23 protein-coding genes are annotated in these 26,001 nt (G+C 60.3%); 17 read left to right on the forward strand and 6 right to left on the reverse strand.

From position 1 onward, the window contains the following. Position 1: 1 nt before the first annotated feature. Both B5495_RS01670 and B5495_RS01675 read right to left on the reverse strand, forming a co-directional pair. A complete protein-coding gene (locus B5495_RS01670; RefSeq protein WP_079550773.1) occupies positions 2 to 424 on the reverse strand; it encodes a SufE family protein in 423 nt (140 codons plus the stop codon). Between the two features lie 78 nt (positions 425 to 502). After that, positions 503 to 1,606: a tyrosine-type recombinase/integrase gene (locus tag B5495_RS01675; RefSeq protein WP_231897257.1), complete on the reverse strand. Its 1,104-nt coding sequence runs from the start codon at positions 1,604 to 1,606 to the stop codon at positions 503 to 505. Between the two features lie 213 nt (positions 1,607 to 1,819). Between B5495_RS01675 and B5495_RS01680 the strand changes: the two genes are divergently transcribed. Beyond that, positions 1,820 to 2,896: a DNA-binding protein gene (locus tag B5495_RS01680; RefSeq protein WP_079550776.1), complete on the forward strand. Its 1,077-nt coding sequence runs from the start codon at positions 1,820 to 1,822 to the stop codon at positions 2,894 to 2,896. Between the two features lie 57 nt (positions 2,897 to 2,953). On the opposite strand, the gene nfuA is transcribed toward B5495_RS01680, so the two are convergent. Next, the gene (gene nfuA / locus B5495_RS01685; protein WP_079550778.1) at positions 2,954 to 3,601 is read right to left on the reverse strand and encodes a Fe-S biogenesis protein NfuA; all 648 of its coding nucleotides are present in this window, start codon (positions 3,599 to 3,601) and stop codon (positions 2,954 to 2,956) included. A gap of 196 nt (positions 3,602 to 3,797) precedes the next feature. On the opposite strand from nfuA, the gene B5495_RS01690 reads away from it, so the two are divergent. The 3 genes from B5495_RS01690 (at position 3,798) to B5495_RS01700 (ending at position 10,118) form a co-directional block, all read left to right on the forward strand. Next, the gene (locus B5495_RS01690; protein WP_079550780.1) at positions 3,798 to 4,922 is read left to right on the forward strand and encodes an ISAs1 family transposase; all 1,125 of its coding nucleotides are present in this window, start codon (positions 3,798 to 3,800) and stop codon (positions 4,920 to 4,922) included. Between the two features lie 168 nt (positions 4,923 to 5,090). Beyond that, positions 5,091 to 8,774, forward strand: a complete 3,684-nt coding sequence (gene metH / locus B5495_RS01695; protein WP_079550782.1) for a methionine synthase — start codon at positions 5,091 to 5,093, stop codon at positions 8,772 to 8,774. A 36-nt stretch (positions 8,775 to 8,810) separates the two neighbouring features. Then, complete coding sequence (locus B5495_RS01700; protein ID WP_079550784.1) at positions 8,811 to 10,118, forward strand: MATE family efflux transporter; 1,308 nt, start codon at positions 8,811 to 8,813, stop codon at positions 10,116 to 10,118. Here B5495_RS01700 and smrA read toward each other — a convergent pair. Next, complete coding sequence (gene smrA, locus B5495_RS01705; RefSeq protein ID WP_079550786.1) at positions 10,115 to 10,705, reverse strand: DNA endonuclease SmrA; 591 nt, start codon at positions 10,703 to 10,705, stop codon at positions 10,115 to 10,117. The two genes, B5495_RS01700 and smrA, sit on opposite strands and share 4 nt — an antisense overlap. A gap of 87 nt (positions 10,706 to 10,792) precedes the next feature. Here smrA and B5495_RS01710 point away from each other — a divergent pair, with 87 nt between their 5' ends. The 4 genes from B5495_RS01710 to B5495_RS01725 all read left to right on the forward strand — a co-directional run bounded on the left by B5495_RS01710 (position 10,793) and on the right by B5495_RS01725 (position 12,961). Further along, a complete protein-coding gene (locus B5495_RS01710; RefSeq protein WP_231897213.1) occupies positions 10,793 to 11,278 on the forward strand; it encodes a gamma-glutamylcyclotransferase family protein in 486 nt (161 codons plus the stop codon). Between the two features lie 34 nt (positions 11,279 to 11,312). Then, positions 11,313 to 11,933, forward strand: coding sequence for an NAD(P)H:quinone oxidoreductase (gene wrbA / locus B5495_RS01715; RefSeq protein WP_079550790.1), 621 nt, complete (start codon positions 11,313 to 11,315; stop codon positions 11,931 to 11,933). After that, positions 11,933 to 12,340: a DUF2069 domain-containing protein gene (locus B5495_RS01720; RefSeq protein WP_079550792.1), complete on the forward strand. Its 408-nt coding sequence runs from the start codon at positions 11,933 to 11,935 to the stop codon at positions 12,338 to 12,340. The genes wrbA and B5495_RS01720 overlap by 1 nt, the downstream gene beginning before the upstream one ends. 150 nt (positions 12,341 to 12,490) lie before the next feature. Beyond that, positions 12,491 to 12,961, forward strand: a complete 471-nt coding sequence (locus tag B5495_RS01725) for a c-type cytochrome (RefSeq protein WP_079550794.1) — start codon at positions 12,491 to 12,493, stop codon at positions 12,959 to 12,961. A gap of 74 nt (positions 12,962 to 13,035) precedes the next feature. Here the strand turns inward: B5495_RS01725 and B5495_RS01730 are convergent, their stop codons facing one another. Continuing rightward, positions 13,036 to 13,716 carry a cytochrome b/b6 domain-containing protein gene (locus tag B5495_RS01730; RefSeq protein ID WP_079550796.1) on the reverse strand — a complete coding sequence of 227 codons (681 nt, stop codon included), beginning with the start codon at positions 13,714 to 13,716 and terminating at the stop codon, positions 13,036 to 13,038. Positions 13,717 to 13,847: 131 nt separating this feature from the next. Between B5495_RS01730 and B5495_RS01735 the strand changes: the two genes are divergently transcribed. From B5495_RS01735 to pdxH, 3 genes are all read left to right on the forward strand, one after another. Beyond that, entirely contained in the window at positions 13,848 to 14,537 is a 690-nt protein-coding gene (locus B5495_RS01735; RefSeq protein ID WP_197685633.1) for an AzlC family ABC transporter permease, read from the forward strand. Further along, on the forward strand, positions 14,527 to 14,877 hold the full coding sequence (locus B5495_RS01740; RefSeq protein WP_079550800.1) for a branched-chain amino acid transporter permease: 351 nt from the start codon (positions 14,527 to 14,529) through the stop codon (positions 14,875 to 14,877). Before B5495_RS01735 ends, B5495_RS01740 begins: the two co-directional genes overlap by 11 nt. Positions 14,878 to 14,938: 61 nt before the next feature. After that, positions 14,939 to 15,586 carry a pyridoxamine 5'-phosphate oxidase gene (gene pdxH / locus B5495_RS01745; RefSeq protein WP_079550802.1) on the forward strand — a complete coding sequence of 216 codons (648 nt, stop codon included), beginning with the start codon at positions 14,939 to 14,941 and terminating at the stop codon, positions 15,584 to 15,586. A 30-nt stretch (positions 15,587 to 15,616) separates the two neighbouring features. On the opposite strand, the gene B5495_RS01750 is transcribed toward pdxH, so the two are convergent. Then, positions 15,617 to 18,367, reverse strand: coding sequence for a bifunctional acetate--CoA ligase family protein/GNAT family N-acetyltransferase (locus tag B5495_RS01750; RefSeq protein ID WP_079550804.1), 2,751 nt, complete (start codon positions 18,365 to 18,367; stop codon positions 15,617 to 15,619). A gap of 139 nt (positions 18,368 to 18,506) precedes the next feature. Here B5495_RS01750 and B5495_RS01755 point away from each other — a divergent pair, with 139 nt between their 5' ends. The 6 genes from B5495_RS01755 to dgoD all read left to right on the forward strand — a co-directional run bounded on the left by B5495_RS01755 (position 18,507) and on the right by dgoD (position 25,925). After that, positions 18,507 to 19,469: a histone deacetylase family protein gene (locus tag B5495_RS01755; protein WP_079550806.1), complete on the forward strand. Its 963-nt coding sequence runs from the start codon at positions 18,507 to 18,509 to the stop codon at positions 19,467 to 19,469. A gap of 263 nt (positions 19,470 to 19,732) precedes the next feature. Further along, the gene (gene gap / locus B5495_RS01760) at positions 19,733 to 20,785 is read left to right on the forward strand and encodes a type I glyceraldehyde-3-phosphate dehydrogenase (RefSeq protein ID WP_079550808.1); all 1,053 of its coding nucleotides are present in this window, start codon (positions 19,733 to 19,735) and stop codon (positions 20,783 to 20,785) included. Between the two features lie 189 nt (positions 20,786 to 20,974). Further along, a complete protein-coding gene (gene edd / locus B5495_RS01765; RefSeq protein ID WP_079550810.1) occupies positions 20,975 to 22,858 on the forward strand; it encodes a phosphogluconate dehydratase in 1,884 nt (627 codons plus the stop codon). 7 nt (positions 22,859 to 22,865) lie between these two features. Then, on the forward strand, positions 22,866 to 23,864 hold the full coding sequence (gene glk, locus B5495_RS01770) for a glucokinase (RefSeq protein WP_079550812.1): 999 nt from the start codon (positions 22,866 to 22,868) through the stop codon (positions 23,862 to 23,864). A gap of 99 nt (positions 23,865 to 23,963) precedes the next feature. Further along, the gene (locus B5495_RS01775; protein WP_231897214.1) at positions 23,964 to 24,728 is read left to right on the forward strand and encodes a FadR/GntR family transcriptional regulator; all 765 of its coding nucleotides are present in this window, start codon (positions 23,964 to 23,966) and stop codon (positions 24,726 to 24,728) included. Positions 24,729 to 24,776: 48 nt separating this feature from the next. Then, positions 24,777 to 25,925 (forward strand): galactonate dehydratase, encoded by a 1,149-nt coding sequence (gene dgoD, locus B5495_RS01780; RefSeq protein ID WP_079550816.1) that lies wholly within the window; start codon positions 24,777 to 24,779, stop codon positions 25,923 to 25,925. Positions 25,926 to 26,001: the final 76 nt, after the last annotated feature.

Below are 26,001 nucleotides of genomic sequence, written 5' to 3' on the forward strand. Positions count from 1 at the left end.
GTTAGCTTGAGCTCGCTGTTTCTTGCTCGGCGACTCGGTATATCGTCTTCAGCATGGCATTCAGCCCGTTGCTGCGCGTGGGCGACAAGTGCTTGTCGAGCCCCAGGTCGGCCAGAAAATGCGGCTCTGAAGCGCGGATTTCCGCCGCCGTACGCTCGCTGTAGATGCGTAGCAGCACGCCGATCAGCCCCGATACAATCGCGGCATCCGAGGTGGCGTAAAACGTCAGCGTATCGCCCTGGATGTCGTGGTTCATCCAGACGTTGGACTGACATCCCCTGATTTTGTAGCCATCGATTTTCCACGCGTCGGGAAACGCCGGCAGCTGTTTGCCCATATCAATAATGTATTGATAGCGATCCATCCAGTTATCAAATATCTCAAACTCTTCGATGAGCTCTTGCTGAGCCTGTTCAACGCTCATGGCGAGTCCTTTTTCGTCGGGTGAATTATAGCCCCTATTATACCGCGTTAGCCCGCGGGTGAAACGTTGGTCTCTTGTTCAATGCGGTGGTTCCGTACGACTTAAACGATGGCGCTGCTGCTCGGTGTGCCAGCGCGCATCTTCGGTATGCAGATAGCGCGACGTGGTATCAAGCCGCGAATGACGCGCACTTTCGGCCAGATAGTGCAGGTTGATGCCGGCCTGCGCCTGATGGGTGATCGAGGTATGGCGCAGCCAGTGGGGGGTTGCCCGGCGCAGCGTGTGTACGTGCGCCGGCTCGCCGTTTTCTTCCTCCAGTGCAACGGCGGCACGGTTGAAGGCCTGGCGTATCAGTCGGTAAAGCTGGTTGTCGCCAATCTCGCGCTGCCCGTCCAGCGCACGGATCAGCGGCGTGGGCTCCTCGTGGCCGGGCATTGCGGTAAGCCCGAGCGTCGCTCGCCACTGGCTCAGGCACTCAAGAAAGTCTTCCGGCACCGGCACGTCGGCCTGCTTGCCACCCTTGCCCACCACCCGCCACCAGATGCGCCCCTCGCGGCTAAAAAAGTCGTCCATGCGCGCGGTGGCCATTTCGCTGACGCGCGGCGCAAGCAGATAGGCAAAGCCAAACACAAAACACAGTCGTTTCCGCTCGTAGCGTTGGCGCGGGGTGACGTCTTCACTCTGCGGGCGATTAAGCCACTGCCAGAACCAGTCCCACAGTTCGCCTTCCAGGTAGCGCTCGACCCGCATTTGCTGATTATTGAGCCGCCGCGATTTGTCGCGCATCAGTCGAAATGGATTGTGCCGCACCCACCCCGCCTCCACCAGCCAGCTGAACAGCCCCTGCAGGATGACCAGCGCTTGCCGGCGGCTGGCCGGCGACAGTGCCCCGCGAAACGGCCGCCAGTCGGGGTGATTTTCAGGGCGGCTGGGGCCGGTCCACGCGACGGGCGGAGCAGCCAGAAATGCCTCAAAGCGGCGCAGCGCCTCACGGTCAACGTCATGCAGGTAGGCGCCCTGCTCTTCAAGCCACAGCAACAGCCGCTTCGCCTCGCGCCGGTAAGCGCGCAGCGTTTGCGGGCTGTCCTGGTACTCGGCAAGCCAGTGGGCAACGGCGTCGGCGTCGCTTTCGGCCTGAATGCGCACGTCAGTGGGAGCGGCGTCACCAAGCCTGGCAGGCATAGGGGGCGCTGGTTGAAGCGGTGCTTGCGTCATGGGGTTTCCTCCGTGCCTGAGTGTGACGCTACACACCACAAAACTCAAGATAAGGCGGGTAATCTTGAATTTATGGATCATTTAATAAATAAAATTACGTAATACGTATTATGTAATAATTGCTTTTTGCCTTTACTGCGCTGACAATGCGGCATCAATACGGCAAGCAAGGAGTTCGTAATGGCGCGCAGCGGCATACAGTACGCTGACGTTCAGCAGGCGATTGATGCGCTATTGACGCGGGGCGATGCGCCCAGCGTGCAGCGCATTCGCGAAGTGCTGGGCACGGGAAGTTTCACCACCATCAGCGAGCACTTTCGCCATTGGCGTAATGAGCGCGAGCAGAACCGCGACGTGCCCCCGCCCAAGGGCGTACCCGAGGCCGTGGCAACGCTGGCAACCGATATGTGGCGCCAGGCGCAGGAGGTGGCCAACGAAGGGCTGGTCCACTATCGCGAAGAGGCCAACCGCAAGGTGGAAGCGGCGCAGGACGAGGTATTGCAGGCCACGCGGGAGGCAGGAGACGCCGCACAGCGCGAATGCGCGCTGGCCGAGCATCTTCACCACCGCGAAGAACGCATGGAAGCCCTCGGTGCGCAGCTGGCCGATAGCCAGGCGCAGCAAAGCGCCCTGTTGGCGCGGTGTAACAACGCGGAGCAGGACAGTGCAGCATGGGCGAAGGATGTCGGAAGATTAAAAACGCGCCTTGAGCAGCAGACCAGCGAACACGCCCAGCAGCGCGAGACCGAGCGTGGCCTGTTTGGCCAACAGCTCGGCGAAGAACAGCAGCGCAACGAGGCAACCGAGGGCAAGCTGTTGGCCCTGCTGGATAGCGTGCGCCAGGAGCGCGCCGATGACGACAAGGCGCAGCGTAAACGCACTCAGCAGCTGCAGGCGCGCCTTGAATCAGCCAGCGAAGAAGGTCGGGAAAGCCGGCGCGAGCTCAAGGCCGCCGAAGAGACTCAGGCGCAATGGCAGCGCCGCTACGAGCAAGCAGAAAATGAAGCACGCGCTCAGCACGAGACTGTTTTGCAGCACCGCCGCGAGGCAGAAGCCCTGCACGAACGGCTGCTTCGCGCCGAGCGTACGCTTGATGCCGAGCGCGAACAGCGGATTCAGGAAGCCGACTGGCAGGTCAGCCTGAGCCAGCGCCTGGACGCGTTGCAGCAGCAGGTAGCAACGTTGCCCGCCACAGCGCCTGAAAATGATGATGACAAGCCGGCGGAAGATCATTCAGACAGCCCGCCCAAAACGTAAAACGCCCCGCTTTTTAGCGGGGCGTGGGATTAATACGGGTGAAGCTAACGCTCGGCGTTACTGATAGTAGGCGTTGGTGGTGTCGGTGTGGTCGGTGACGTCGCGGATACCGCCAAGCTCGGGGATGCGCTCCATCAAGGTGCGCTCGACGCCGTGCTTGAGCGTGATGTCTACCGCCGCGCAGCCCTGACAGCCGCCGCCAAAGGAAAGCACGGCGACGTTTTCATCGGCGAGCTCAACCAGCCCGACTTCACCGCCGTGGGCGGCAAGCCCGGGGTTGATCTCGCTGTAAAGTACGTAGTTGACGCGGTCTTCCAGCGGGCTGTCGGCGTTGACCTTGGGCATCTTGGCGTTGGGCGCCTTGATGGTCAGCTGGCCACCCATGCGGTCGGCGTTGAAATCAACCACGGCTTCATCGAGAAACGCGAGGCTGTTCTTGTCGAGCAACACGTTGATTTTTTCCAGCTCAAGCAGTTTGTCGGTGGGCTCTTCTTCACCCGGGCGGCAGTAGGCCAGGCAGGTTTCTGCATAAGGCGTACCCGGCTGGGTGATGAAGATACGCACGGCAATACCTTCAACATCCTGTTTTTCAAGCAGTTCGGCCAAGTATTCCTGAGCGCTCGGGGTAATCTCGATACCCTTCTTTTCTTCGTCAGCGGCACCCTGCTGTGTTTGGGCGTCTTTCTCTTCAACGGTCGTAGTCATGGTGCTTTACTCCTCACGTGGCAGCGGTGCTGCGCACTGCGAAAATTAGTTACCGTTATGGTAAGCAAAACCGGCCGCTGACACAATCCTGAGCGTTTTACTCGGCTTTGGCAGGGCAATCGCATGACCTGAATCGTTCGTATTTGAATCCTGTCGCGTGAACAGGTATAGCTGGGGCTTTGGTCAACGATTCCTTATGTCTCATTCTCCGCAGTCCATGCTGGAGGTCTTCGCCGGTGTTACCGATCCACGTCATCCCAACAGGGTCCAACATGCCTTGCCGGAAGTCCTCACGGTCGCCGCCTGCGGCATCCTCGTCGGCGCCGACACGTTCAAGGAGATCGAACTCTGGGCCCAGGAGAAGCGTGCCTGGCTCCAACACTACCTGCGCTTGCCCAATGGCATTCCCTCTCACGATACCTTCGCACGTCTCTTCGGCCTGATGGATCCTCAGGCGTTCGAAGCCGCCTTCCGCGACTGGGTGGACGGTGTGTTGCCCGGGGTTTCGCCCCAGGTCGTGGCACTGGATGGCAAGACCAGCCGGCGCTCGGCCAAGGCTTGTGAAGGCCCGTTACACCTGGTCAGTGCGTTCGCGGCGGATGCTGGCGTCATCCTCGGCCAGCAGGCGACCGCCACCAAGTCGAACGAGAAAACGGCGATCCCCGAGCTGCTGGCGTCCCTGGCACTCAAAGGCTGCATCGTGACGATCGATGCCATGGGGACACAGCCCAGCATTGCGCAGGCCATCCGTGACCGTCAGGCGGACTATGTGCTGGCCGTCAAGGACAATCAGCCCCAGCTCAAGACCGCGATCGAGGACTTCTTCGACCTGTTCCAGTCAGCACCCGCGGACAAGACGCCGCACCAGGTCAGCGAAACGGTCAACAAGGATCACGGGCGACTGGAAACGCGTCGCTGCTATGTGTTCGATGCCCTCGCGTGTCTATCCCATCCGGAACGATGGCCCGACCTGCGCTGTTTTGCCGTCGTCGAGTCGAGCTGTGAGCGGCAAGGCAAGGTGACGCGGGAACGGCGTTACTACCTCAGCAGCCTAGGCCCCGATGCCGAGCAGCTGGCCAAGGCGGTACGCCAACACTGGGGCATCGAGAACCGGGTACACTGGTGTCTGGACGTGACCTTTGGCGATGACCAGATGCGAGCCCGCACAGCCCATGCCGCCCACAACCTGGCGATTCTAAAGCGCTTGACGCTGAATTTAATTCGTCTGGACCCGGTCAAACGCGAGGGCAGTTTCAAGACCAAGCGGATCATCGCCGCCACATCCGACGCGTACCGGGCACACCTGCTGGGCCTCGAATGAGAATAGTTCGCCTCATGCGATTGCCCTGTCGGCTTTGGGCGGAAGCTGCGCCGGGAGCCTCACTTTGGTATAATGTGCCCCCGTTTGCCGCGCGCGCTCACCCAGCGGCAGCGTAACAAGACAATAATTTCCCCCTTTTGACGGTGACGCTGGAGAACTTTCTTCGCTATGGCTGCTAGTGCTTTAACCGCGACTCTGACCGAGCGCCTTGCCCAACGTATCCTGATCCTCGACGGTGGCATGGGCACCATGCTGCAAAACGCGCAGTTAAGCGAAACAGAGTTTCGAGGCGAACGCTTCAGCGACTGGCCAAGCGATGTCAAAGGCAATAACGACCTGCTGGTGCTGACCTGCCCCGATGTTGTCACCCGCATCCACCGCGACTATCTGGAAGCCGGCGCGGACATCATCGAGACCAACACCTTCAACAGCACGCAGCTGTCGCAGTCCGACTACGGCATGGAAGCGCTGGTTGGTGAGATCAACTTCGAGGCGGCGCGGCTGGCGCGCGAGGTGTGCGACGCCGTGGCCAGCGAAACCGGCACCCCGCGCTATGTGGCCGGCGTGCTCGGCCCGACTTCGCGTACCGCGTCGCTGTCGCCGGACGTTAATGATCCGTCAAAGCGTAACGTGACCTTTGATGCCCTGCGGGAAAATTACCTTCAGGCAGCCACGGCGCTGGTCGAAGGCGGCGCTGACCTGATCCTGATTGAAACCATTTTCGATACGCTTAACGCCAAAGCAGCCATCTACGCGCTGGAAGAAATGTTCGAGGCACGCGGCGAGCGCACGCCGGTAATGATCTCGGGCACTATCACCGACGCTTCGGGGCGTACGCTTTCCGGCCAGACCACCGAGGCGTTCTGGAACTCCATTCGTCACGCCAAGCCGTTTTCGGTGGGGCTCAACTGCGCGCTGGGCGCTGCCGAGCTGCGCCCGTATCTGGCCGAGCTTGCTGAAAAAGCCGATACCTTCGTTTCCGCGCACCCCAACGCCGGGCTGCCCAACGAGTTTGGCGAATACGACCAGACGGCGGAAGAAATGTCGTCGATTGTGGCCGAGTTCGCCGAGAGCGGGCTGGTCAACATCATTGGCGGCTGCTGCGGCTCAGCGCCCGAGCACATCCGCATGATCGCCGAGGCGGTGGCCGACATGGCGCCGCGCGAGGTGCCCTCTCGCCCCCCAGCCTGCCGTTTGTCGGGCCTTGAGCCGTTCAACATCGATGCCGACTCGCTGTTCGTTAACGTCGGCGAGCGGACCAACGTCACCGGCTCGGCACGCTTTAAACGGCTGATCAAGGAAGACGATTATACCACCGCGCTTGAAGTGGCGCTGGAACAGGTCGAAAACGGCGCTCAGGTCATCGACATCAACATGGACGAAGGCATGCTGGAGTCCCAGGAAGCGATGGTGCGCTTTCTCAACCTGATTGCCGGCGAGCCGGATATCGCCCGGGTGCCGATCATGGTGGACTCCTCCAAATGGGAGATCATCGAGGCCGGTCTGCAGTGCATTCAGGGCAAGGCGGTAGTGAATTCCATCTCGCTCAAGGAAGGTGAAGCGGCGTTCCGCGAGCAGGCCACCAAATGCCGGCGCTTTGGCGCGGCCATTGTGGTGATGGCGTTCGACGAAGAAGGCCAGGCCGATACCTTTGCGCGCAAGACCGAGATTTGCCAGCGCGCCTACCGCCTGCTGGTCGATGACATCGGCTTTCCCGCCGAAGACATCATCTTCGACCCCAATATCTTTGCCATCGCCACCGGCATCGAAGAGCACAACAACTACGCCGTCGACTTCATTCAGGCCGCCGAATGGATCCGCGCCAACCTGCCCCACGCCATGCTCTCCGGCGGCGTTTCCAACGTGTCGTTCTCATTTCGCGGCAATAACCCCGTGCGCGAAGCGATCCACTCGGTTTTCCTCTACCACGCGGTGCGTGCAGGCCTGAGCATGGGCATCGTCAATGCCGGCCAGCTCGGTGTCTACGACGACCTGAACGCCAAGCTGCGCGACGCCGTGGAAGACGTGGTGCTCAACCGCCGTGACGATGCCACCGAGCGGCTGCTCGACCTCGCCGAGAGCTACAAGAACGAAGCGTCCGGCGGCGGTCCCAAAAAAGAAGACCTGGAATGGCGCGAATACGCCGTGGAAAAGCGCATCGAACACGCGCTGGTTAAAGGGATCACCAGCCACATTATTGATGACACCGAAGAAGCCCGGCAGAAGCTTCCCCGCCCTATCGAGGTCATCGAAGGCCCGCTGATGGACGGCATGAACGTGGTTGGCGATCTGTTCGGCGCGGGCAAGATGTTCTTGCCCCAGGTGGTCAAGTCGGCGCGGGTGATGAAGCAGGCGGTCGCCCACCTGCTGCCTTACATCGAAGCGGAAAAAGACGAGAATACTCAGGCCAAGGGCAAGATCGTCATGGCCACGGTAAAAGGTGACGTCCACGACATCGGCAAAAACATCGTCGGCGTGGTGTTGCAGTGCAACAACTACGAGGTGATTGACCTTGGCGTAATGGTGCCGGCAGCGAAGATTTTGCAAACCGCGATCGATGAAAAGGCCGATATCGTTGGCCTGTCGGGGCTGATTACGCCGTCGCTGGACGAAATGGTCAGCGTGGCCAAGGAAATGCAGCGTCAGGAATTCGAGCTGCCGCTGCTGATCGGCGGCGCCACCACGTCCAAAGCGCATACCGCGGTAAAAATCGACCCGCAGTATAAAAACCCGGTGATCTACGTCACCGATGCCTCCCGCGCGGTGGGCGTTGCCAGCAAGCTGCTGGCCGCCGATGCCAAAGCGGATTACGTGGCCGAGATCAGCGCCGAGTACGACAAGGTGCGTGAACGCAACGCCAAGCGCCGCCCCAAAGCCGCCGACCTAACCTACGAGCAGGCGCGCAAGCGGCGTTTTCGTACCGACTGGGACGCCTACACCCCGCCGGCGCCTAACTCTCAGGGGCTGATTACGTTTGACGATTACGACCTCGACGCGATTATTGACTTCATCGATTGGACGCCGTTTTTCATGAGCTGGCAGCTGGCCGGCAAGTATCCGAAGATTCTCGACGACGACGTCGTTGGCGAAGCGGCGCGCAACCTGTTTGCCGATGCCAAGGCCATGCTCAAGAAAATGGTCTCGGAAAAACGCATCCAGGCACGCGGCGTGATTGGCCTGTGGCCGGCCAACAGCGTGGATGATGACGTGATCGACACCCGCAGCGAAGTCGTCGAGCGGCTTTACCATATTCGCCAGCAAACCACTAAAGGCCGCGACGGGCTGTGCTATAGCCTGGCGGATTTCGTGGCGCCCAAAGAGACCGGCAAACCCGACTGGATTGGCGGCTTTGCGGTGACCACCGGCCACGGCGTTCACGAACTTAGCCAAGCCTATAAAGACGCCGGTGACGACTACAACGCGATTATGGTGCAGGCGCTGACCGACCGTATGGCCGAGGCCTTTGCCGAGCTGCTGCACGGGCGCGTACGGAAAGAATTCTGGGGCTACGTGCCCGAAGAAACGCTGGATAATACCGAGCTGATTGCCGAGAAGTATCAGGGCATCCGCCCGGCGCCGGGCTACCCGGCCTGCCCCGATCACACCGAAAAAACCAAGCTTTTTGAGCTGCTGGACGCGACCCAGCAGACCGGCCTTGAGCTGACCGAGAATTTTGCCATGTGGCCGGCAGCCGCCGTCGCCGGCTGGTATTTCGCTCACCCGCAGTCGAAGTACTTTTCTACCGGCAAGATCACCCGCGATCAGGTCGAAGCGCTGGCCGAGCGCAAAGATCGCCCGCTCGATGACATGGAACGCTGGCTGTCTCCGGTGCTTTCCTACGACCCGAGCTAGCCTGTGACGCTGCTTGCTCCGCGACGTCTCAAGGTAATGCGCCTGGCGCTGCCGGTGATGTTGGGCATGCTGTCGCAAAGCGTGCTCAACCTGATCGACGCCGCGCTGGTGGGCTCGCTGGGGGAGGTCGCGCTGGCCGGCGTGGGCGTGGGCGGCTACGCCATGTTCATGATGACGGCGTTGGTCTTTGGCCTGTCGTCGGCGGTGCAGTCGCAAACCGCGCGGCAGCTGGGCGCTGACGCCGATTCACCGGCCGGGCCGCTCAATGCGGGGCTGGTGCTTGCCGTTGCGGTCGCGCTGCCGTTGACGCTGCTGGCCTGGTGGCAGGCGCCCCGGCTGATCGGGCTGATCACCCAAACGCCCGATGTGAAAGCGCTTGCCGTGACCTATTTCCGCTGGCGGGTGATCGCGCTGGTGGCGGTGGCCATGACGCTGTGCCTGCGCGGCTACTGGAACGGCCGGCAGCAAACCGGCATGTATCTGCGGATTATCCTCTGCGTCCATGCGTTTAACGTGCTGGTCAGCATGGGGCTGATTTTCGGCCTCGCCGGGCTACCCAGAATGGGCGCCGCCGGTGCCGGTGCCGGCACTGCCCTGTCGCTGTTGCTGGGGCTTTTGCTGTGGCTGGCGGTCAGCCTCAAAGGCGCGCTGGGCCACGGCTTTTTAACTCGCTGGCCATCGGCATACGTCTTCCGTCGGCTGAGCGCGCGGGCGCTTCCCCACTCGTTGCAGCAGCTGTGGTTTGCCGCCGGCTACGCGGTGCTATTTTGGATGCTCAGCCAGATCGATACCCAAAGCGTGGCCGTGGGGCACGTGCTGATCAATCTTTCGTTATTGCTGGTACTGCCCGGCGTCGGGCTGGGCGTTGCCGCCATGAGCCTGGTGGGCGAGGCGCTGGGGCGCGACGCCTACCGCGATGCCCACCGCTGGGGACTCGATGCGCTGCGCCTGGCCTGGCTACTCTTAGCGACGTTGGCACTGCCCATGCTGGTGTTTCCCCAGCAGATACTCGGGCTGTTTCTCGCCGATGATGCGCTGGTGGAGCTGGGCACCCTGCCGCTGCGGCTGACCGGTGCGATGATCGTACTCGACGCCGCCGCGCTGGTGCTGGCGCAGGCACTGATGGGCGCCGGTGCCCAGCGCACGGTGATGGCACTGACGCTTTCCATGCAGTGGCTGATATTTTTGCCTGTTGCCTGGTGGGTTGGCGTTGCTGGCGGCTACGGGCTGTTGGGCATCTGGCTGGTGCAGCTGGGGTATCGGGTGCTTAACTCGCTGGGCTTTTTGTGGGTGTGGCAGCGACGCCGGTGGGCAGAAACCGGCGTCAACAGTGCTAAAACCTAGCCACGGCGCTTTTGCTGGCGCTCGCGGTTATTGGTTTTGGCACGGGCACTTTTGCGCAGCATGACCCAGGTGGCGCCCAAGCCGCCGTCGGACGGCTGTGCCGAGACGTAGGCCTGCACCTGCTCGAACTGGGCCAGCCACTTGGCCAGATACGAGCGCAGCACGTTGGCGGGACTGTCGATTTCACGCCCGCGGCCGTGAACGATCAATATAGAGCGCAGGTCGTGGGCGTAGGCATCTTCCATAAACGCAAACAGCATGCGCCGGCATTCGGCCAGCGGGCGACGTCGCAAATGCAGCTGCGCCTGAACCGGATAGCCGCCGTGCTTGAGTTTGTCAGCCACGCCCTGCTGGATGCCATCACGGCGAAACGCCATCGGGTCAATGGGCGGCAGCAGGTCAACAAAATCGTCCGAGAGAAAATTACGCTCGCCGGTGCCTTCCTCGGCGGCGTCGCGTCTGGCCTGCCAGGCCTCGGCTGAGGTCGGCGGCTTTTTTCCCGGATCGGCGCGGTTATCTCGCTTAAGCGGGGTCACATCGCCTATCATCGCCTCGAAGCCCACTTCATCGCGCAGTGACTGATTCATGTTCATTCCTCCGGCTGACGGCAAATGAGTTCTCGTATCCTAGCAAACCCCGACAGCAGGCTTAAGCGTGGCGTGAAACGATGCGTCATGCTGGCCGGTATTCTGTTACTGGCCGTGGCGACCTGGCTATGGTTCACCATGCTGAGCCCTTGGTATTATCAGCGCCCGCCGGACCTTGCGCCCGTCGCTGATGGCCCGCATCAGGTGTTTGTCTACGGCACGCTGCGCTATGCGCCGATTCGATTCGTGGTCATGGGCACTTCGGGCAGCCCCGAAGCGGCCTCGCTCGGCGGCTACCGGCGCTGCGGGCTGAACATTGCGCCGATAACGATACCCTCTGTCACCACTAAACCGGCGCCGGACAGCCTAATCAACGGGCTGGTGCTTGAGGTGTCGGCGCTCGAACTCGCCCGCCTTGATCGCTATGAACGCCTCGGCGTGCGCTATACGCGTCGCCAGATCACGCTGCAGGATGACACCCCTGCCTGGGTGTACCGGCGGTTAGCGTCAAAAGCACCGGCAGGAGAAGCCATCGGTTGCCCGGGCTCTGATACCATTGATCGCCCGATTTGATTTTCGACACTGACGCTCACCAAGGACACCCCAGATGAGTACCGAACTGCCGTATATTCTCGTGTTGTATTATTCCCGCTCCGGGGCGACGGCCACCATGGCGCGTCAGGTGGTCAAGGGGATTGAAAGCATGCCCGGCATTGAGGCGCGCCTGCGCACCGTGCCGCCGGTATCGCCAACCTGTGAGGCGGTGGAGCCGGAGATTCCCGAGGAAGGCGCGGTATACGTCGATCATGACGATCTGCGCCATGCCAGCGGGCTGGCGCTGGGCAGCCCCACGCGCTTTGGCAATATGGCTGCCCCCCTGAAGTATTTTCTGGATACCACCAGCGGGCTGTGGCTGAACGGCGCAATGATCGATAAGCCCGCCAGTGCGTTTACTTCCACGGCAAGCCTGCACGGCGGTCAGGAAACCACGCTGATTTCCATGCTGCTTCCGCTGTTACACCACGGCATGGTGTATGCGGGTATTCCCTACAGCGAAACGGCCCTGCTCGAAACTCAGGGCGGCGGCACGCCCTACGGGGCCAGCCACGTGGCCGGTGCGCGCAGCGACCGTCCCGTTGATGATCACGAACGCGAGCTGTGCGTGGCTCAGGGCAAGCGTATCGCGCGGCTGGGGCTTGCCCTTCACGCCATGCGGGAGGCGAGCTAATGCGCGAATGGTTGGAAGACGTGGAACGTAAGCACGGTCTAGCGCCTTTGACGCGCTACTCCCGCCAGCTGGTCGTCGCCAGCTTTGTCGTATTGCTGTTGCTGATGGTGTATCGCGGCGCGCTGATTCAAGGTGCCGACGGCTTTAACTGGCGCCCTGTCATCGCCTTTGTACTGCCGCTGGTGCTGTTTCTGCCTTCGGTTATCGGCAAGCGCCCGCGGGGGCATGCCTGGTTGGCATTTGTCAGCCTGCTGTATTTCATGCAGGGCGTCATGGTGGCTACGCTGCCGGAACAGCACCTGCGTGGCATTGTGGAAGCCTGTGTCTCACTCGCTCTGTTTACCGGCTGCATGGGTTACGCGCGCTTTCGTAGCCGGCTCTTGCGTGAACAAGCCGCGACCGGCTAAAGATGCCACTTTTTTACGTCTTCAAGTGCTAAGCTTATTAGGCTATTGTTAAGTAGCGAGACGCCTGAGTGGAAACGGCGTTTTGTGATGGCAGGCCCGTTATAACAGACCGTTATGGCAAGCCCGTATTAACGATGAGGGAGACACCGAATGCGTATAATAAAAGCCAGCCTGAGTGCTGTTGCCTGTGCGGCTATGCTCGCCGCCAGCGTTACCGCCAGTGCCGTTGAGCCGGAAGACGCGATTCATTATCGTCAGTCGGCTTTGGGGGTAATGGGGTGGCACTTCGGGCCGATGGCCGATATGGCCAAGGGCGATATTGAATACGATGCCGATGCCTTCGCTCGCCACGCGCAAAACGTCGGCGATATCGCGCGTATGCCCTGGGAAGGTTTTGTCGAAGGAAGCTACCAAGACGATGGCCACGGCGTTGAAACCGACGCGCTGGCAAAAATCGCGGACAATCCCGACGATTTCGAAAAAAAGCAAAAAGCCCTGATTGATGAGGCGCAGACGCTTGCCGAGGTTGCCCAGGAGGGTGATTTCAAGATGGCGCGTGCCCAGCTTTCAAAAGTAGGCAAAACCTGCAAGAGCTGCCACGACGACTACCGCGCTGAATAATCGCTGCAAGGCTGAAACATAAAAAACGGGAAGCCTTGGCTTCCCGTTTTTTATTCAGGGTGTTGGACACAGCGTTACCAATACCACCAGGTCAGGCTCACCGCACTGGCGCAGGCAATGGCCAGCAATGCACGCCACAGCGGCGCGCGGGGAGTCTCACGGCTAGTGTCAGCATCTATCGGCGCGCCGGAGAGGCGTTTAGTGCCGGTTACCATGGCGCCCACCAGTTTTTCGCCCATCAGCCGATGCGCCACAATAGCCACAAGGTGCAGGCCGATAAGTACCAGTAGCAGCGTACTGTTATAGCGATGCAGCGTCAGCAGCGTTTTGCTCACATCTTCCCCCAGCGTGGCGTAAAGCGGCGCTTCAAAGAAAATATCGTCGCTTAAAAACAGCCCGCTTGCCCCCTGAAAGGTGAGCGAGAGCAACATGACCAGCACCATCCAGCCGCCTACCGGATTATGCCCTGCGTAATGCTTCAGCCGGCGCCGCGTCAGACTGATGGCATAACCAAATGACACCACGGGGGATGTCAGGAAGGTGCTGAAGCGGGCAAAAAAGCTGCCAAAAAGGCCCCACAGCCAACGAAAGCTCAGCAGTCCCAGCACGATATAGCCGGATTTGGCATGAATCTCGGCGGGGAATAGAAACGGCGCCCCTTCGGTTTTCATGGTGTAAAACGAAACCAGCACCGCCGCCACCAGTGCCCAATGAAAAAGACGCACATACACGTCCCAGACATAAATACGCTTCATCGCCTGTCTTGGCCTCAACCCTTGGTATGTCGTTATAGCATTTTCGCATGTATTCTGCCTTCATCATAGAATGTTGCATGGTCAAGCGTATCAGTGGCAGTTATTACCGTTGTTCATAAGGAGATAAGCGAGTGATTAGCCAAATGTGGCGTGAGGCCGGCAAGCAAACGCTGCCGGTCATGTTTGGATACCTGCCGTTAGGCGCTGCATTCGGCATCGTCGCCATTGAAGTGGGCGTGCCCTGGTATGCCGCCGCCGCGATGTCGTTGATTATTTATGCCGGCGCCGGCCAGTTTCTGGCGATAACGTTGTTGGCCGCCGGCGCGGGGCTGACCGAAGTGGCGGTGGCCACGATAATGCTCAATTCGCGACACACCTTCTATGGCCTATCGCTGTTGAAACGCTTTCAGGGGGCGGGCTGGCGCAAGCCTTACATGATTTTCGCCCTGACCGATGAAACCTATTCGCTGTTGACCAGCCAGGCGGCATATTCCCATGCGCTGGGCTTTCGCGTCAGCCTGCTCAACCAGCTGTGGTGGTTCACCGGTACGCTGATCGGGATTGCGGTAGGCAGCGCCCAGCTGTTCAACAGTCAGGGTATCGAGTTTGCCCTGACCGCGCTGTTCATTGTCCTGACGCTTGAACAGGCCAGGCGGCTGAAACATTCGTTGCCCTTTGTGATTGCGCTTGTGACCGGGCTGGGCGCCCTTTTTCTGCTGCCGGAGCGTCATCTGCTGCTGGGAGCCATCGGCAGTGCCAGCCTGTTATTGCTGGTGCATTATCGTTTCAGCCAACGCCAGGGTGATCACCATGCTGTTTGATCCGATTTGGCAACTGATTATAGTTTGCGCCCTGGCGACGTTTGCCACGCGGATGCTGCCCTTTGTGGCGCTGTCGCGTCAGGCCGACAACCCGTTGATTTTGCATCTGGGACGCTATCTTCCGCCCGCGGTGATGCTGATCCTGGTGATCTATGCGCTGCGCGATTTCACCCCGCTGGCATCCGATTGGCGGCTCAATATGGGCGATGACGGACTGCCAATGCTGATAGCATCGCTGATTGTGGCCGGTATGCACCTGTGGCGGCGCAACGCCCTGCTTTCCATCATGCTGGGAACCGGCGCGTATATGCTCATGGTGCAGCTGGGCTGGTCCGGCTAAACGGTTGAGCTTTGCCGTTATACCAGCGAACATGGTGTTAAACATTCAAGAGAGAAGCACAATGACACGCAACATAGCCGATATCAGGCGTGACTATGAAGGCGGCCGTCTTGATGAGTCGCAACTTTCCGAAGATCCTTTTGCGCTGTTTGACGAATGGTTGACGCTGGCACTGGAAAACGAGGGTCAGGATGGCAATGCCATGACGCTTGCCACAGCCGATAGTCAGGGCCGGCCGCACGCGCGTGTGGTACTGCTGAAAGGGTTTGATGACGATGGGATGGTGTTTTACACCAACTATCATAGTCACAAGGGCAGCGAGCTTAATAACGTGCCCTATGCGGCGCTGACATTCTGGTGGCCGTCAATTTCCCGTCAGGTGCGTATCGAAGGCAGCGTTGAACAAGTGCATTCCGACGAATCGGATAGCTACTTTCATAGCCGCCCCCGCAACAGCCAGCTGGGCACCTGGATCGCCACGCAAAGCGTGGTCATCCCGGATCGTAACTGGATTGAAGAGCGTCAGAAGCGCTTTGAACGCGCCTATGAAAAGCAGGACATTCCGCGCCCGCTGCACTGGGGCGGCTACCGTGTAACGCCCGACATGATCGAGTTCTGGCAAGGCCAGCCCAGCCGCTTACACGATCGCATCCGCTACGAGCGTCGTGATGGCGGCGGCAGCTGGCAGCGCTTTCGTCTAGCACCCTAACCGCGATAGCGTGCCACCGCACCGGACAAGTTACTCGCCCGAGGGGCTTTCCAAACGATGGCGCTGCCATTCGCTTTGCGGCTCATTCAACCGCATTACCGCATCAATCACCTGTTCTTCCATGTTGTAACGGCAGGTGAAGCCCAGGTGTTTCATCAAGGCCCGCATGGGGTGATTATCCATCATGATCGTGCCTGCCATCTCGATGATGCCGATATGACGGCAGTAGCTGATCATTTTTCGCATCAGCAAGCTGCCGATGCCCAGCCCCTGCAGATCATCACGGATAATGATGGAAAACTCCGTGCGTAAATTGTCCGGGTCATTCCACACACGTACCACGCCGAGCATTTGCTTGCTCCCGTCGTCGGGCTGGTGCTCGGCAATAAAGGCCATCTGGCGGTCGTAGTTGATATGCGCAAGCGTCGACAAATCGCGCTGGGACAGATCCGCCTTGTTGTGAAAATAGCGAAAGCGAATGCTTTGTTCGGAGAGCTGCCGGTGAAAGGTGGTAATCAACGGCGCATCTTCGGCGCGAATGGGGCGTACTTCAACGTTCCAGCCGTTCTTCAGCGCCGTCCATTCCCTGAGTTCTTCGGGGTACGGCATGATGGCAAAACGCGCCGGCTGGCCAAGATCCATGGCAAAATCTACTGCGACCATGCCGTCGCGGTTCAACAGTAGCGGATTCAGCTCAAGCCCCTGCAACTCGACAAGGTCGGTGGCCATCTGCGAAAGCTTGACCAGCAGCTGGCACAGCTGCTGAATATCGCGCTGCGGCTCGGCCGAGTGCTCGCGTATCAGCGATGCGGCGTGGGTTCGGCCCACCACGTCAGCCGCCAGGCTCATGTTTAGCGGCGGTAGCGCTACCTGGCGATCGGCCAATATGTTGACCTTGTAACCGCCAATGCCAAACACGATGAGCGGGCCGAAAACCGCATCCCGGGTAATACCCGCGCAGATCTGCATGGAATGTTTGCCGCGCTGCATCGGCTGCAGACAGTATTCACGGATGGCGACGTCAGGAAATTTCTCGCGCACCTTGTCGCCCAGCCGGGTCACGGCGTCGGCCACCTGTTCCGGCGTATCCAGATCCTGCAGCAGCCCGGCAGAAATCTTGTGCGGATGCTTACGGTAGCGAAACGGCCGGCAGTTGCCCTCGTGCACGATTTTCAGTGCCTTGAGCCCCTGAATCTGCCGTGCTGCCTCAAGGGCTTCTTCCGGCGTCTGTAAATACAGGCTGGTGGCGGCGGGAATGCCGTACGCTTCAAGCACCTGAGCGGTTTCGGAATGCGTCAGCGTTTTCCGGCCGGCCGCTCTGGCCGCCTTGATCAGTGTGTGGCAGCGAGCACGGATCTCAGCGCTGGTCGAAAACGGCAGGCTTGGCGGCGTTTCCTGCAAGAGCAGCTGCACGCGCTGATAATCCACCATGTGCATGAACGCCTTGACGGCCTTCTCGGGTGATATATAGGTCGGAATACCGGCCTGATTGCATGCCTGACGGGCACTGAGTGCTTCTTTCAGCCCCATCCAGCTGGTCAGGAGATTACGCCGGAACTTGCCTCGGCCGGCAATGACCGCTTGTGCGGTAGCCAGCGAAGGCGCCAGGCGGGTCGCGGCATGCACCAGCAGCACCGCATCCACGTTCGGGTCGGCACTGACGATGGATAATGCCTCGACGAGGCGCTGCGGCGTCGCGTTGCCACTGAGATCCACCGGGTTTTCACCGGGTTTGCTGATGTCCAGGCCGTGACGATCAAGCGCATGCTGGGTATCCCCGCTGAACCGGGCCAGTTTCCCCCCGGCACTGACCAGCTTGTCGATGGCCAGCATCGCCGGCCCCAGTCCGTTGGAGACCACGGCCAGGCGATCGCCTTTCAGCGGGCGCATGCGGGATAGGGTTTCCAGCGCATCAAGCAGCTCGTCCGAGTCATCGACGCGCACCACGCCGGCGCGGGAAAAGGCCGCATCGAAGACCGTATCACGGTGGGCAATGCCGGGCGTGCCCGGCTGTACGGTCAATTCCGAAGCGGCCGTACGGCCGCTTTTGATCGCCACCACCAAGTGGTTACGCGACGCATCGCGCAATGAGGTCATGAAATGCTGCGCGTCGCGGATATGCTCGAGGTGCAGCAGAATCGCCTGCGCCGGCGAGTACTGGTTAATGTAGTCGAGTACGTCAGGCAGCAGCACATCGACACTGTTGCCGATGGTGACGACATGCGAAAACCCGACGTCACGCCCTGCAGCCCAGTCGATCATGGCGTTGGCCAACATGCCGGATTGGCCCAGATAGGCAACACGCCCCGGCTTGACCGGCTGGCTGGCATAGGAAGCGTTGAGTTTTTTGCCCGGCACAATGACGCCCATGCATTCAGGCCCCAACAGGCGGATACCGGACGCACGGGCGGCTTTAAGCATGCGTTCCTTTATGGAACCCTGACTATCGCTGTCGCGATCCAGATGGGCACCGCCGGAAAGCACCAGTGCCGCTTTAATGCCGAACTCGCCCAGTGCTTTAATCAAGGCAGGTACACCTTCAATGGCAGTACAAACGACGGCTAAATCGGGTACCTCCGGTAAATCGCGTACCCGGGAAACGCTCGGTGCGTTAAACACGTTGGCATAGCCGCGCCGGTTGACTGCCCATATTTTGCCCCTGAAGTCGCCTTCCTGAATATTACACAGGACCAGCCCCCCGAGGGATTCAGGCTTTTCCGAGGCGCCGATCACCGCGATCGACGACGGCTGTAAAAAATGGTGCAGAAACTTTGTGCTCACCCTGTTTTCTCCCGCAGCAATTTCCGGCAACGACCTTGTGCAATCTTGAGGCATCACCCAGCCGTGTTACGACCTATGGGCACTGTTACATACCCAGGCTTTTTGCTTAAGCTATCTTTAGTCATAACGGAGCCCTCAGATGATCACGTCCTTTATTACCCATCCCTACTGCGCGTTGCACTATATGGGGCCGGAACATCCCGAGAATCCTCAGCGGCTCGAAGCGATCAGCGCGCGTTTATCGCTTGCCGGGCTATTACAGCAGACCATGCAGGCGGATGCCAAAGAGGCCAGCCAGGAAGACCTGGCGCGGGTACACCCCAGTCGCCACCTCAGGGCACTGAAAGACTGCGTTCCGCATGAGAATATCGTGATGCTCAATGACGATACGCTGATGAATCCGGACAGTTTGAAAGCGGCGGCCATGGCGGCAGGTGCCGCACTGCGCGGCGTTGACCAGGTGTTTCGCCACCAGGCCGATAACGTGTTTTGCGCGGTGCGCCCGCCCGGCCATCACGCTGAAGCGGCAGGCACCATGGGATTCTGTTTTTATAATAATGTGGCCGTGGCCGCTGCCTATGCGCGCGAGAAGTACGCGGCCAGGCGCATTGCGATCCTGGATTTTGACGTGCACCAGTGCAATGGCACCATCGACATCTTCAAGCAGGATCCGGATATCCTGATTTGCACGAGCTTTCAGTCACCCTTCTATCCGTGGCGCTACTTACACGATGAGCATCATAATGTGGTCAACACGCCGCTTGAGGCGGGCAGCAACGGCGAGGTGTTCCGCGAGGCGATAGAAAAACAGTGGCTACCGGCACTTCACGCGTTCAAACCCGAGCTGGTGCTGCTATCGTCCGGCTTTGATGCGCACCGGGACGACCCGATGTCGGAGATACGGCTCGATGACAGCGACTTTTATTGGGTGACGCGACTGGCGATGGATATTGCCACGCAATATGCCGACAACCGGCTGGTCTCGGTATTGGAAGGCGGTTACCACCTTGAGTCATTGGCAAGCGCCACGGAAGCCCATCTCAAGGCATTGCTGGGGCATCCGTTTGAGCCTCCGACCCAGGTGTATGGCCCCGGGAAGTAGTGGCCTGGGTCATCAGGAAAAAGTTCGCAACCTGCCCCGCCACACCGCCACGTGGAAATCACTCAGAAATCTTTAAAGCCCATCTTTCGTAGTAAACTTACTGATATTTCTTGTGCCCCTCATTTCCTTGCGGCACATTGGATGAAAGCAAACAGGCTACCGACCTGCTATTTCCACACCAGCGCTATCTCAGGGAATAGCCCGACACCTTCGCCTGCGGTTTGATAACCCCCAAGACATCACTGCACTGTAAGGTAAGTACCATGACTCTCAGAATCGCTATAAATGGCTTCGGCCGCATCGGCCGCAATATTCTTCGCGCACTCTACGAAGGCGGTTATCGCGAACACATTCAGGTCGTCGCTATCAATGATCTGGGTGATCCTTCCATCAACTCTCATCTGCTGCGTTTCGATACCACTCATGGTCGTTTCGCCACGCCGGTGGAACAAGACGACACTGGCCTTAGCGTTGACGGTGATCGTATTGAGGTTTTTGCCCAGCGCGACCCCGATGCGTTGCCCTGGAAGCGCTTGAACGTGGATCTGGTGATGGAGTGCACCGGGCTATTTACCCAGAGAGCCGATGCGGCGCGTCACCTGAACGCGGGCGCCAGGCGTGTATTGATTTCCGCACCCAGCCCCGATGCCGATGCTACCGTGGTATACGGCGTTAATGAAAAGACGCTGACCGCCGAGCACACAGTGGTATCCAACGCGTCCTGCACGACCAACTGCCTGGCCCCTGTCGCCCAGATTCTTAACGATTCTGTGGGCATCGAAAACGGCCTGATGACAACGACGCACGCCTATACCAACGACCAGAACCTGTCTGACGTCTACCATAAAGACCCTTACCGGGCGCGCAGCGCCACCCACTCGATGATCCCTACCAAGACCGGTGCCGCCGCCGCGGTCAGCCTGGTATTGCCGGAGCTGGCGGGCAAGCTCGATGGGCTGGCCGTGCGCGTACCGGTCCTCAACGTTTCGCTGGTGGATTTGACCTTTACCGTCGGCCGCGAGACCAGTAAGGAGGAGATCAATGAAATCATGGCGCGAGCAGCAGAAACATCACCGGTTTTGTCGCTTAACGCTCTGCCGCTGGTTTCCATCGATTTCAATCACGATCCCAGCTCCGCCGTTTTCGACACGAATCACACTCGCGTCAACGGCCGTATGGTGAAGGTCATGGCCTGGTATGACAACGAGTGGGGCTTTTCCAACCGCATGCTGGATACCGCACTGGCGATGCAAGCGGCTGGCTACGCCACCGCTTCCTCTCGTGCCAGGGCGGACCTCGCCTTCGGGTCGCCCTGACGCCCCTATTGCCGGCACTCGGCTGGCTCGACTAATGTTTAAGAATACCGGTGTTGAGAGTGTCGAGCTTGAGAATACGAAGTCTAGGCGAGTACGCTTGAAAGAAGGCAAGCCTCTCCTGATACGAGGGTTTGTTGCTAAATTTACTAACATTGCTGACTATCATCGATAGCTGAGGTCGCCACTGCCATGTCTACCGTTCCCCTGAACGATACCGTCCGGCGCGTCACCGAACGCATTCGCCACCGTTCCAAAGAGCGCCGTGCGCTTTACGAGCAGCGCATGGAAAACCAGCACAGCCTTGGCGTGCATCGCGGTGAACTTTCCTGCGGCAACCTGGCCCACGGCTTTGCCGCCTGCGGGGAGGTCGACAAGGGCCGACTCAAGCTGATGAACAGCGCCAATCTGGGTATTGTCTCATCGTATAACGACATGCTTTCCGCCCATCAGCCATTGGCTCCCTTTCCCGACATCATCAAGGAGGCTGCCCGGGCGATGGGCTCCACCGCGCAATTCGCCGGTGGCGTGCCGGCCATGTGTGACGGGGTCACCCAGGGCCAGCCGGGGATGGAGCTGTCGCTGTTTTCCCGCGAGGTCATTGCCATGGCCACCGCCGTGGCGCTTTCCCACAACATGTTTGATGCGGCCTTGTATCTCGGCGTTTGCGACAAGATCGTCCCGGGGCTGTTTATCGGCGCGGCACGCTTTGGCCATCTACCGGCCATTTTCGTCCCCGCCGGCCCGATGCCCAGTGGCCTGCCCAATAAGGAAAAGGCTCGGATACGTCAGCTATACGCGGAAGGCAAGATCGGCCGCGATGAGCTGCTCGAAGCCGAGTCTCAGTCGTATCATAGCCCCGGCACCTGTACGTTTTACGGCACCGCCAACTCCAACCAGATGATGATGGAGATCATGGGGCTGCACCTTCCCGGCGCTTCGTTCGTCAATCCCAATACGCCCCTGCGCGATGCTCTGACCCGCTTTGCCACGGAGCAGGCGATACGCAATAGCGAACCCGGCGGCAACTATCGTCCCTTCTACCGCCAGATCGACGAACGTTCTATCGTCAATGCCCTGGTTGGCCTGCTTGCATCCGGCGGCTCAACCAATCACACCCTGCATCTGGTGGCCATGGCCGCCGCGAGTGGCCTGACCCTCACCTGGGATGATTTCAGCGAGCTGTCCGGCGTCGTGCCGAGCCTGACGCAGATATACCCCAACGGCCAGGCGGACATCAACCATTTTAACGCCGCCGGCGGCATGAGCCTGCTGATCCGCGAGCTGCTGGGCGCCGGACTGATTCACGGTGATATCCCCACGATGATGGGCACCGATTTGTCCGCCAGCTACACTCAGGAGCCATTCCTCGAAGAAGGCAAATTGGTATGGCGTGAAGGTCCCTTGAAGAGCCATGACGAGGAGGTTCTGCGCCCGGTGGCGTCACCCTTCGCCCCCACCGGAGGACTCAGCGTGCTCGATGGCAACCTGGGGCGCGGCGTGATCAAGATTTCTGCGGTTGAGGCCAAGCATCGTCGGGTCGAAGCCCCGGTGCGTATCTTCAACGACCAGAATCAGCTTAAGGGCGCCTTCGAGGCTGGCGAACTGGATCGCGATGTCATTGTTGTGGTGCGTTTCCAGGGCCCCAAAGCCAATGGCATGCCCGAACTGCACAAGCTCACTCCGCACCTGGGCGTATTGCAGGATCGTGGCTTCAAGGTGGCGCTGATTACCGACGGGCGCATGTCCGGCGCTTCGGGCAAGGTGCCGGCCGCAATCCACGTGACCCCGGAAGCGCTGACCGGCGGCCCCCTCGCCCGGCTGCAAGATGGCGACGTCGTCCGTCTCGATGCCGAAAGCGGCACCCTGGATGTGCTGATGGACGCCACTCAATGGCACTCCCGCCAGCCCGAGAGCGCCAATATTGAAGGCAGCCACTTTGGGCTGGGCCGCGAGCTATTCGCCGGCTTTCGCCACCTGGCCAGCGGCGCCGAGCAGGGTGCCAGCGTTTTTGGCAGCTTCGAGGCGGACGACTTGACGCTGGAAGACGCCTCAATTCGCGAGCTGGATGCCTGAGGCCCCTATGTTACGCCCCGCACTGCTCGGCGATATCGGCGGTACTAACGCGCGCTTTGCGTTGACAACGCCGGGCGCCATTGCCCCACATTCCATCCATAGCCTGCCCTGCGCGGATTACTCCGGGCCGGTAGCGGCCATCCGCGATTACCTGACTCGCGTTGGCATTGATGGCACTGACCTTGAAGACAGCCAAACTCCCAGGGAGGTGTGTCTGGCCTTCGCCTGCCCGGTGCACAATGAACGCATCGCCATGACCAACAACCCCTGGAACTTCACCCGCCAGGAGGTTCGCGAGGCGCTGGGTCTGACGTTGTTCAAGGCCATCAACGACTTTGAGGCCCAGGCGCTCGGCGTTCCCCACGTGGCCGAGCACGAGTTGGTGACGCTGCAGGCGGGCGTCACCGCGCCCCATGCGGCCCGCCTGGTTATTGGCCCGGGCACCGGGCTGGGTATGGCCGGCGTGTTTCCCGGCAGACACGGCTGGATTCCACTGCCCACCGAAGGCGGCCACGTCAGTTTCGCCCCCACGGATCAGCAGGAACAGGCGCTTCTTGACTACTTCCGTCACCACGGTTTTCATCACCACGACGGGCGTATCTCTGTGGAACGGCTGCTGTGCGGCCAGGGAATACTGACTCTGTATTTTGCCCACTGCGCCCTTGGCGGCACCACGCCGCGCTGTGATTCTCCCGCCGCCGTCACTCGGGCGGCAGCGAACGGGGATGCTCTGGCCAGGGACACAGTTCTGCGCTTTCTCAAGATTCTTGGTGACGTCAGCGGTGATGCCGCCCTCACGCTGGGAGCACGTGGCGGTATCTATCTGTGTGGCGGCATTCTGCCACGTCTGCTCGACTGGCTACCGGACAGCCGCTTTCTGGAAGCCTTTACCAACAAGGGCCGCATGCATCACTACACCGCCGAGATTCCCGTGCGGGTCGTCACGGCCCCCTGGACCGGCCTGCTGGGCGCGGCGGAAGCGCTGCATAACGAGGAAGTCGATTAAACACCTGTGCACATGCCGAGTATCTCCGCACGCTTGTAAATATGTCTGACATATATAAAATAAAGTCAGATATATTTTGGAGTATGCTGGAGCATGACCATGAATGCCCTATCAAATATTCCCTTTGCCCCTGACGCCGGAGGGGCTTTTGCACTCGCCACCACGCTTGCGCATGCTGTCCTATCGGGTCACTGGGCACCTGGCGACACCTTTCCCCGCGAACTGGATTTGTGTCAGCACTTCGACGCCAGCCGCAATCGGATGCGCAACGCGCTAGCGTCTCTGGTCAGCGCCGGGCTGATCGAGCGTACTGCCGGACGCGGCACCGTCGTCCGCGATATCGCCGACTGGCATCTGCTCGACCCACAGGTCAGCGACTGGATGGCCGGCCTTGAAACGCCCCACCCGCAGCTGGTGCGCGAGGTTTATGCCTTCCGCCTTTCCGCCGAGCCCTATGTCACTGAACTTGCCGCCCTGAACGCTACCGCCCAGGACCTCGCGCATCTCGAGGCAGCCTTCGAAGGCATGCGCGAAAGCGCCGGCGACCCCGCGCGTCGCGAGGAGCATGCCGACTACGACGTCGCCTTTCACCAGGCGGTTTATCGTGCCAGTCACAATCTGGTCTGGCATCAGATGGGGCATTTACTGCGTCCCTCGATCATGCAGCTCATCAAGACATCGCATCATCAGGTCGGCAACCTTGACGACAGCCTCAAGCGGCATCGCCGGGTGATGGACGCGATTCGCCTGCGACAGCCCGACGCCGCTCATGAAGCCGCCGAGCGGGTGCTGGAACGCACGGCCGCGGATTTGGGCGTCGACCTCAAAGGTCGCCCTCTCAAAACGCCTGCCTTACCGGCCTAGCTTACTGACAACCCACTCTACCCACCTGCTCACGCAAGGATTACCCTCATGAAAATTACCCGACTCAAAACCTGGCAGGTACCGCCGCGCTGGCTGTTTCTCAAGATCGAAACCGACGAAGGCTGTTACGGCTGGGGCGAGCCGGTCATTGAAGGCCGCGCCGCCACCGTCGAGGCGGCTGTGCATGAGCTGTCCGACTATCTGGTGGGTCAGGACCCGCGCAATATCGAGCATCTGTGGAACGTGATGTATCGCGGCGGCTTCTACCGTGGCGGCCCGATTATCATGTCGGCCATTGCCGGTATCGATCAGGCGCTGTGGGATCTCAAGGGGCGTGATCTGGGTGTGCCCGTACACCAGCTGCTCGGCGGACCGGTGCGCGACAAGATGCGCATGTACGCCTGGACCGGCGGCGACCGCCCGTCTGACGTGGGTGCAGGCGCCAAGGCACTGGTCGATCAAGGCTTTACCGCTTTCAAAATGAACGGCACGCCGGAGCTGCAGATCGTCGATTCGCACAAAAAGATCGACGACGCCGTGGCGCGCGTTGCGGAAGCCCGGGACGTGGTCGGCCCCGATGTGGGTATCGGCATCGACTTCCACGGCCGCGTACACCGTCCCATGGCCAAGGTACTGCTGCGCGAGCTCGAACAGTTCAACCCGATGTTCGTCGAGGAGCCGGTATTGTCAGAGCACTTGCCGAGCCTGAAGCATATCGCCGGCGGGCTGGGCTATCCGCTGGCCACCGGCGAGCGGCTACACACCCGCTTCCAGTTCCGCGACCTGCTCGCGGACGGCATGGTCGACATCGTCCAGCCGGACCTGTCGCACTGCGGCGGCATCAGCGAAGGCCTCAAGATCGCCACCCTGGCATCGGCCTACGATGTCGCGCTGGCGCCACACTGCCCGCTTGGCCCGCTAACGCTGGCCGCTTCTCTGCAGCTTGACGCGGTGTGTCACAACGCCTTTATTCAAGAACAGAGCATGGGCATCCATTACAACAAGGACAACGACGTCCTCGACTATCTGGTCGACAAGGATGCGCTGTCGATCGAGAACGGCTTCTGTGCCATTCCGCAGGGGCCGGGGCTCGGGGTCGAAATTAACGAGGCGTTCGTCGAAGAGCGCGCCCAGGTCGGCCATCGCTGGCGCAACCCGGTATGGACCCACGAAGACGGCTCCGTTGCCGAGTGGTAGGCCTCTGGCCTCAGCGCGCGTGATCCCGACATCCCCTTGAAACGTCAGGGTCGCCACAAGGTGACGGCCCGCCCCG

This window comes from Vreelandella subglaciescola (genome assembly GCF_900142895.1).
Lineage (GTDB): Bacteria > Pseudomonadota > Gammaproteobacteria > Pseudomonadales > Halomonadaceae > Vreelandella > Vreelandella subglaciescola.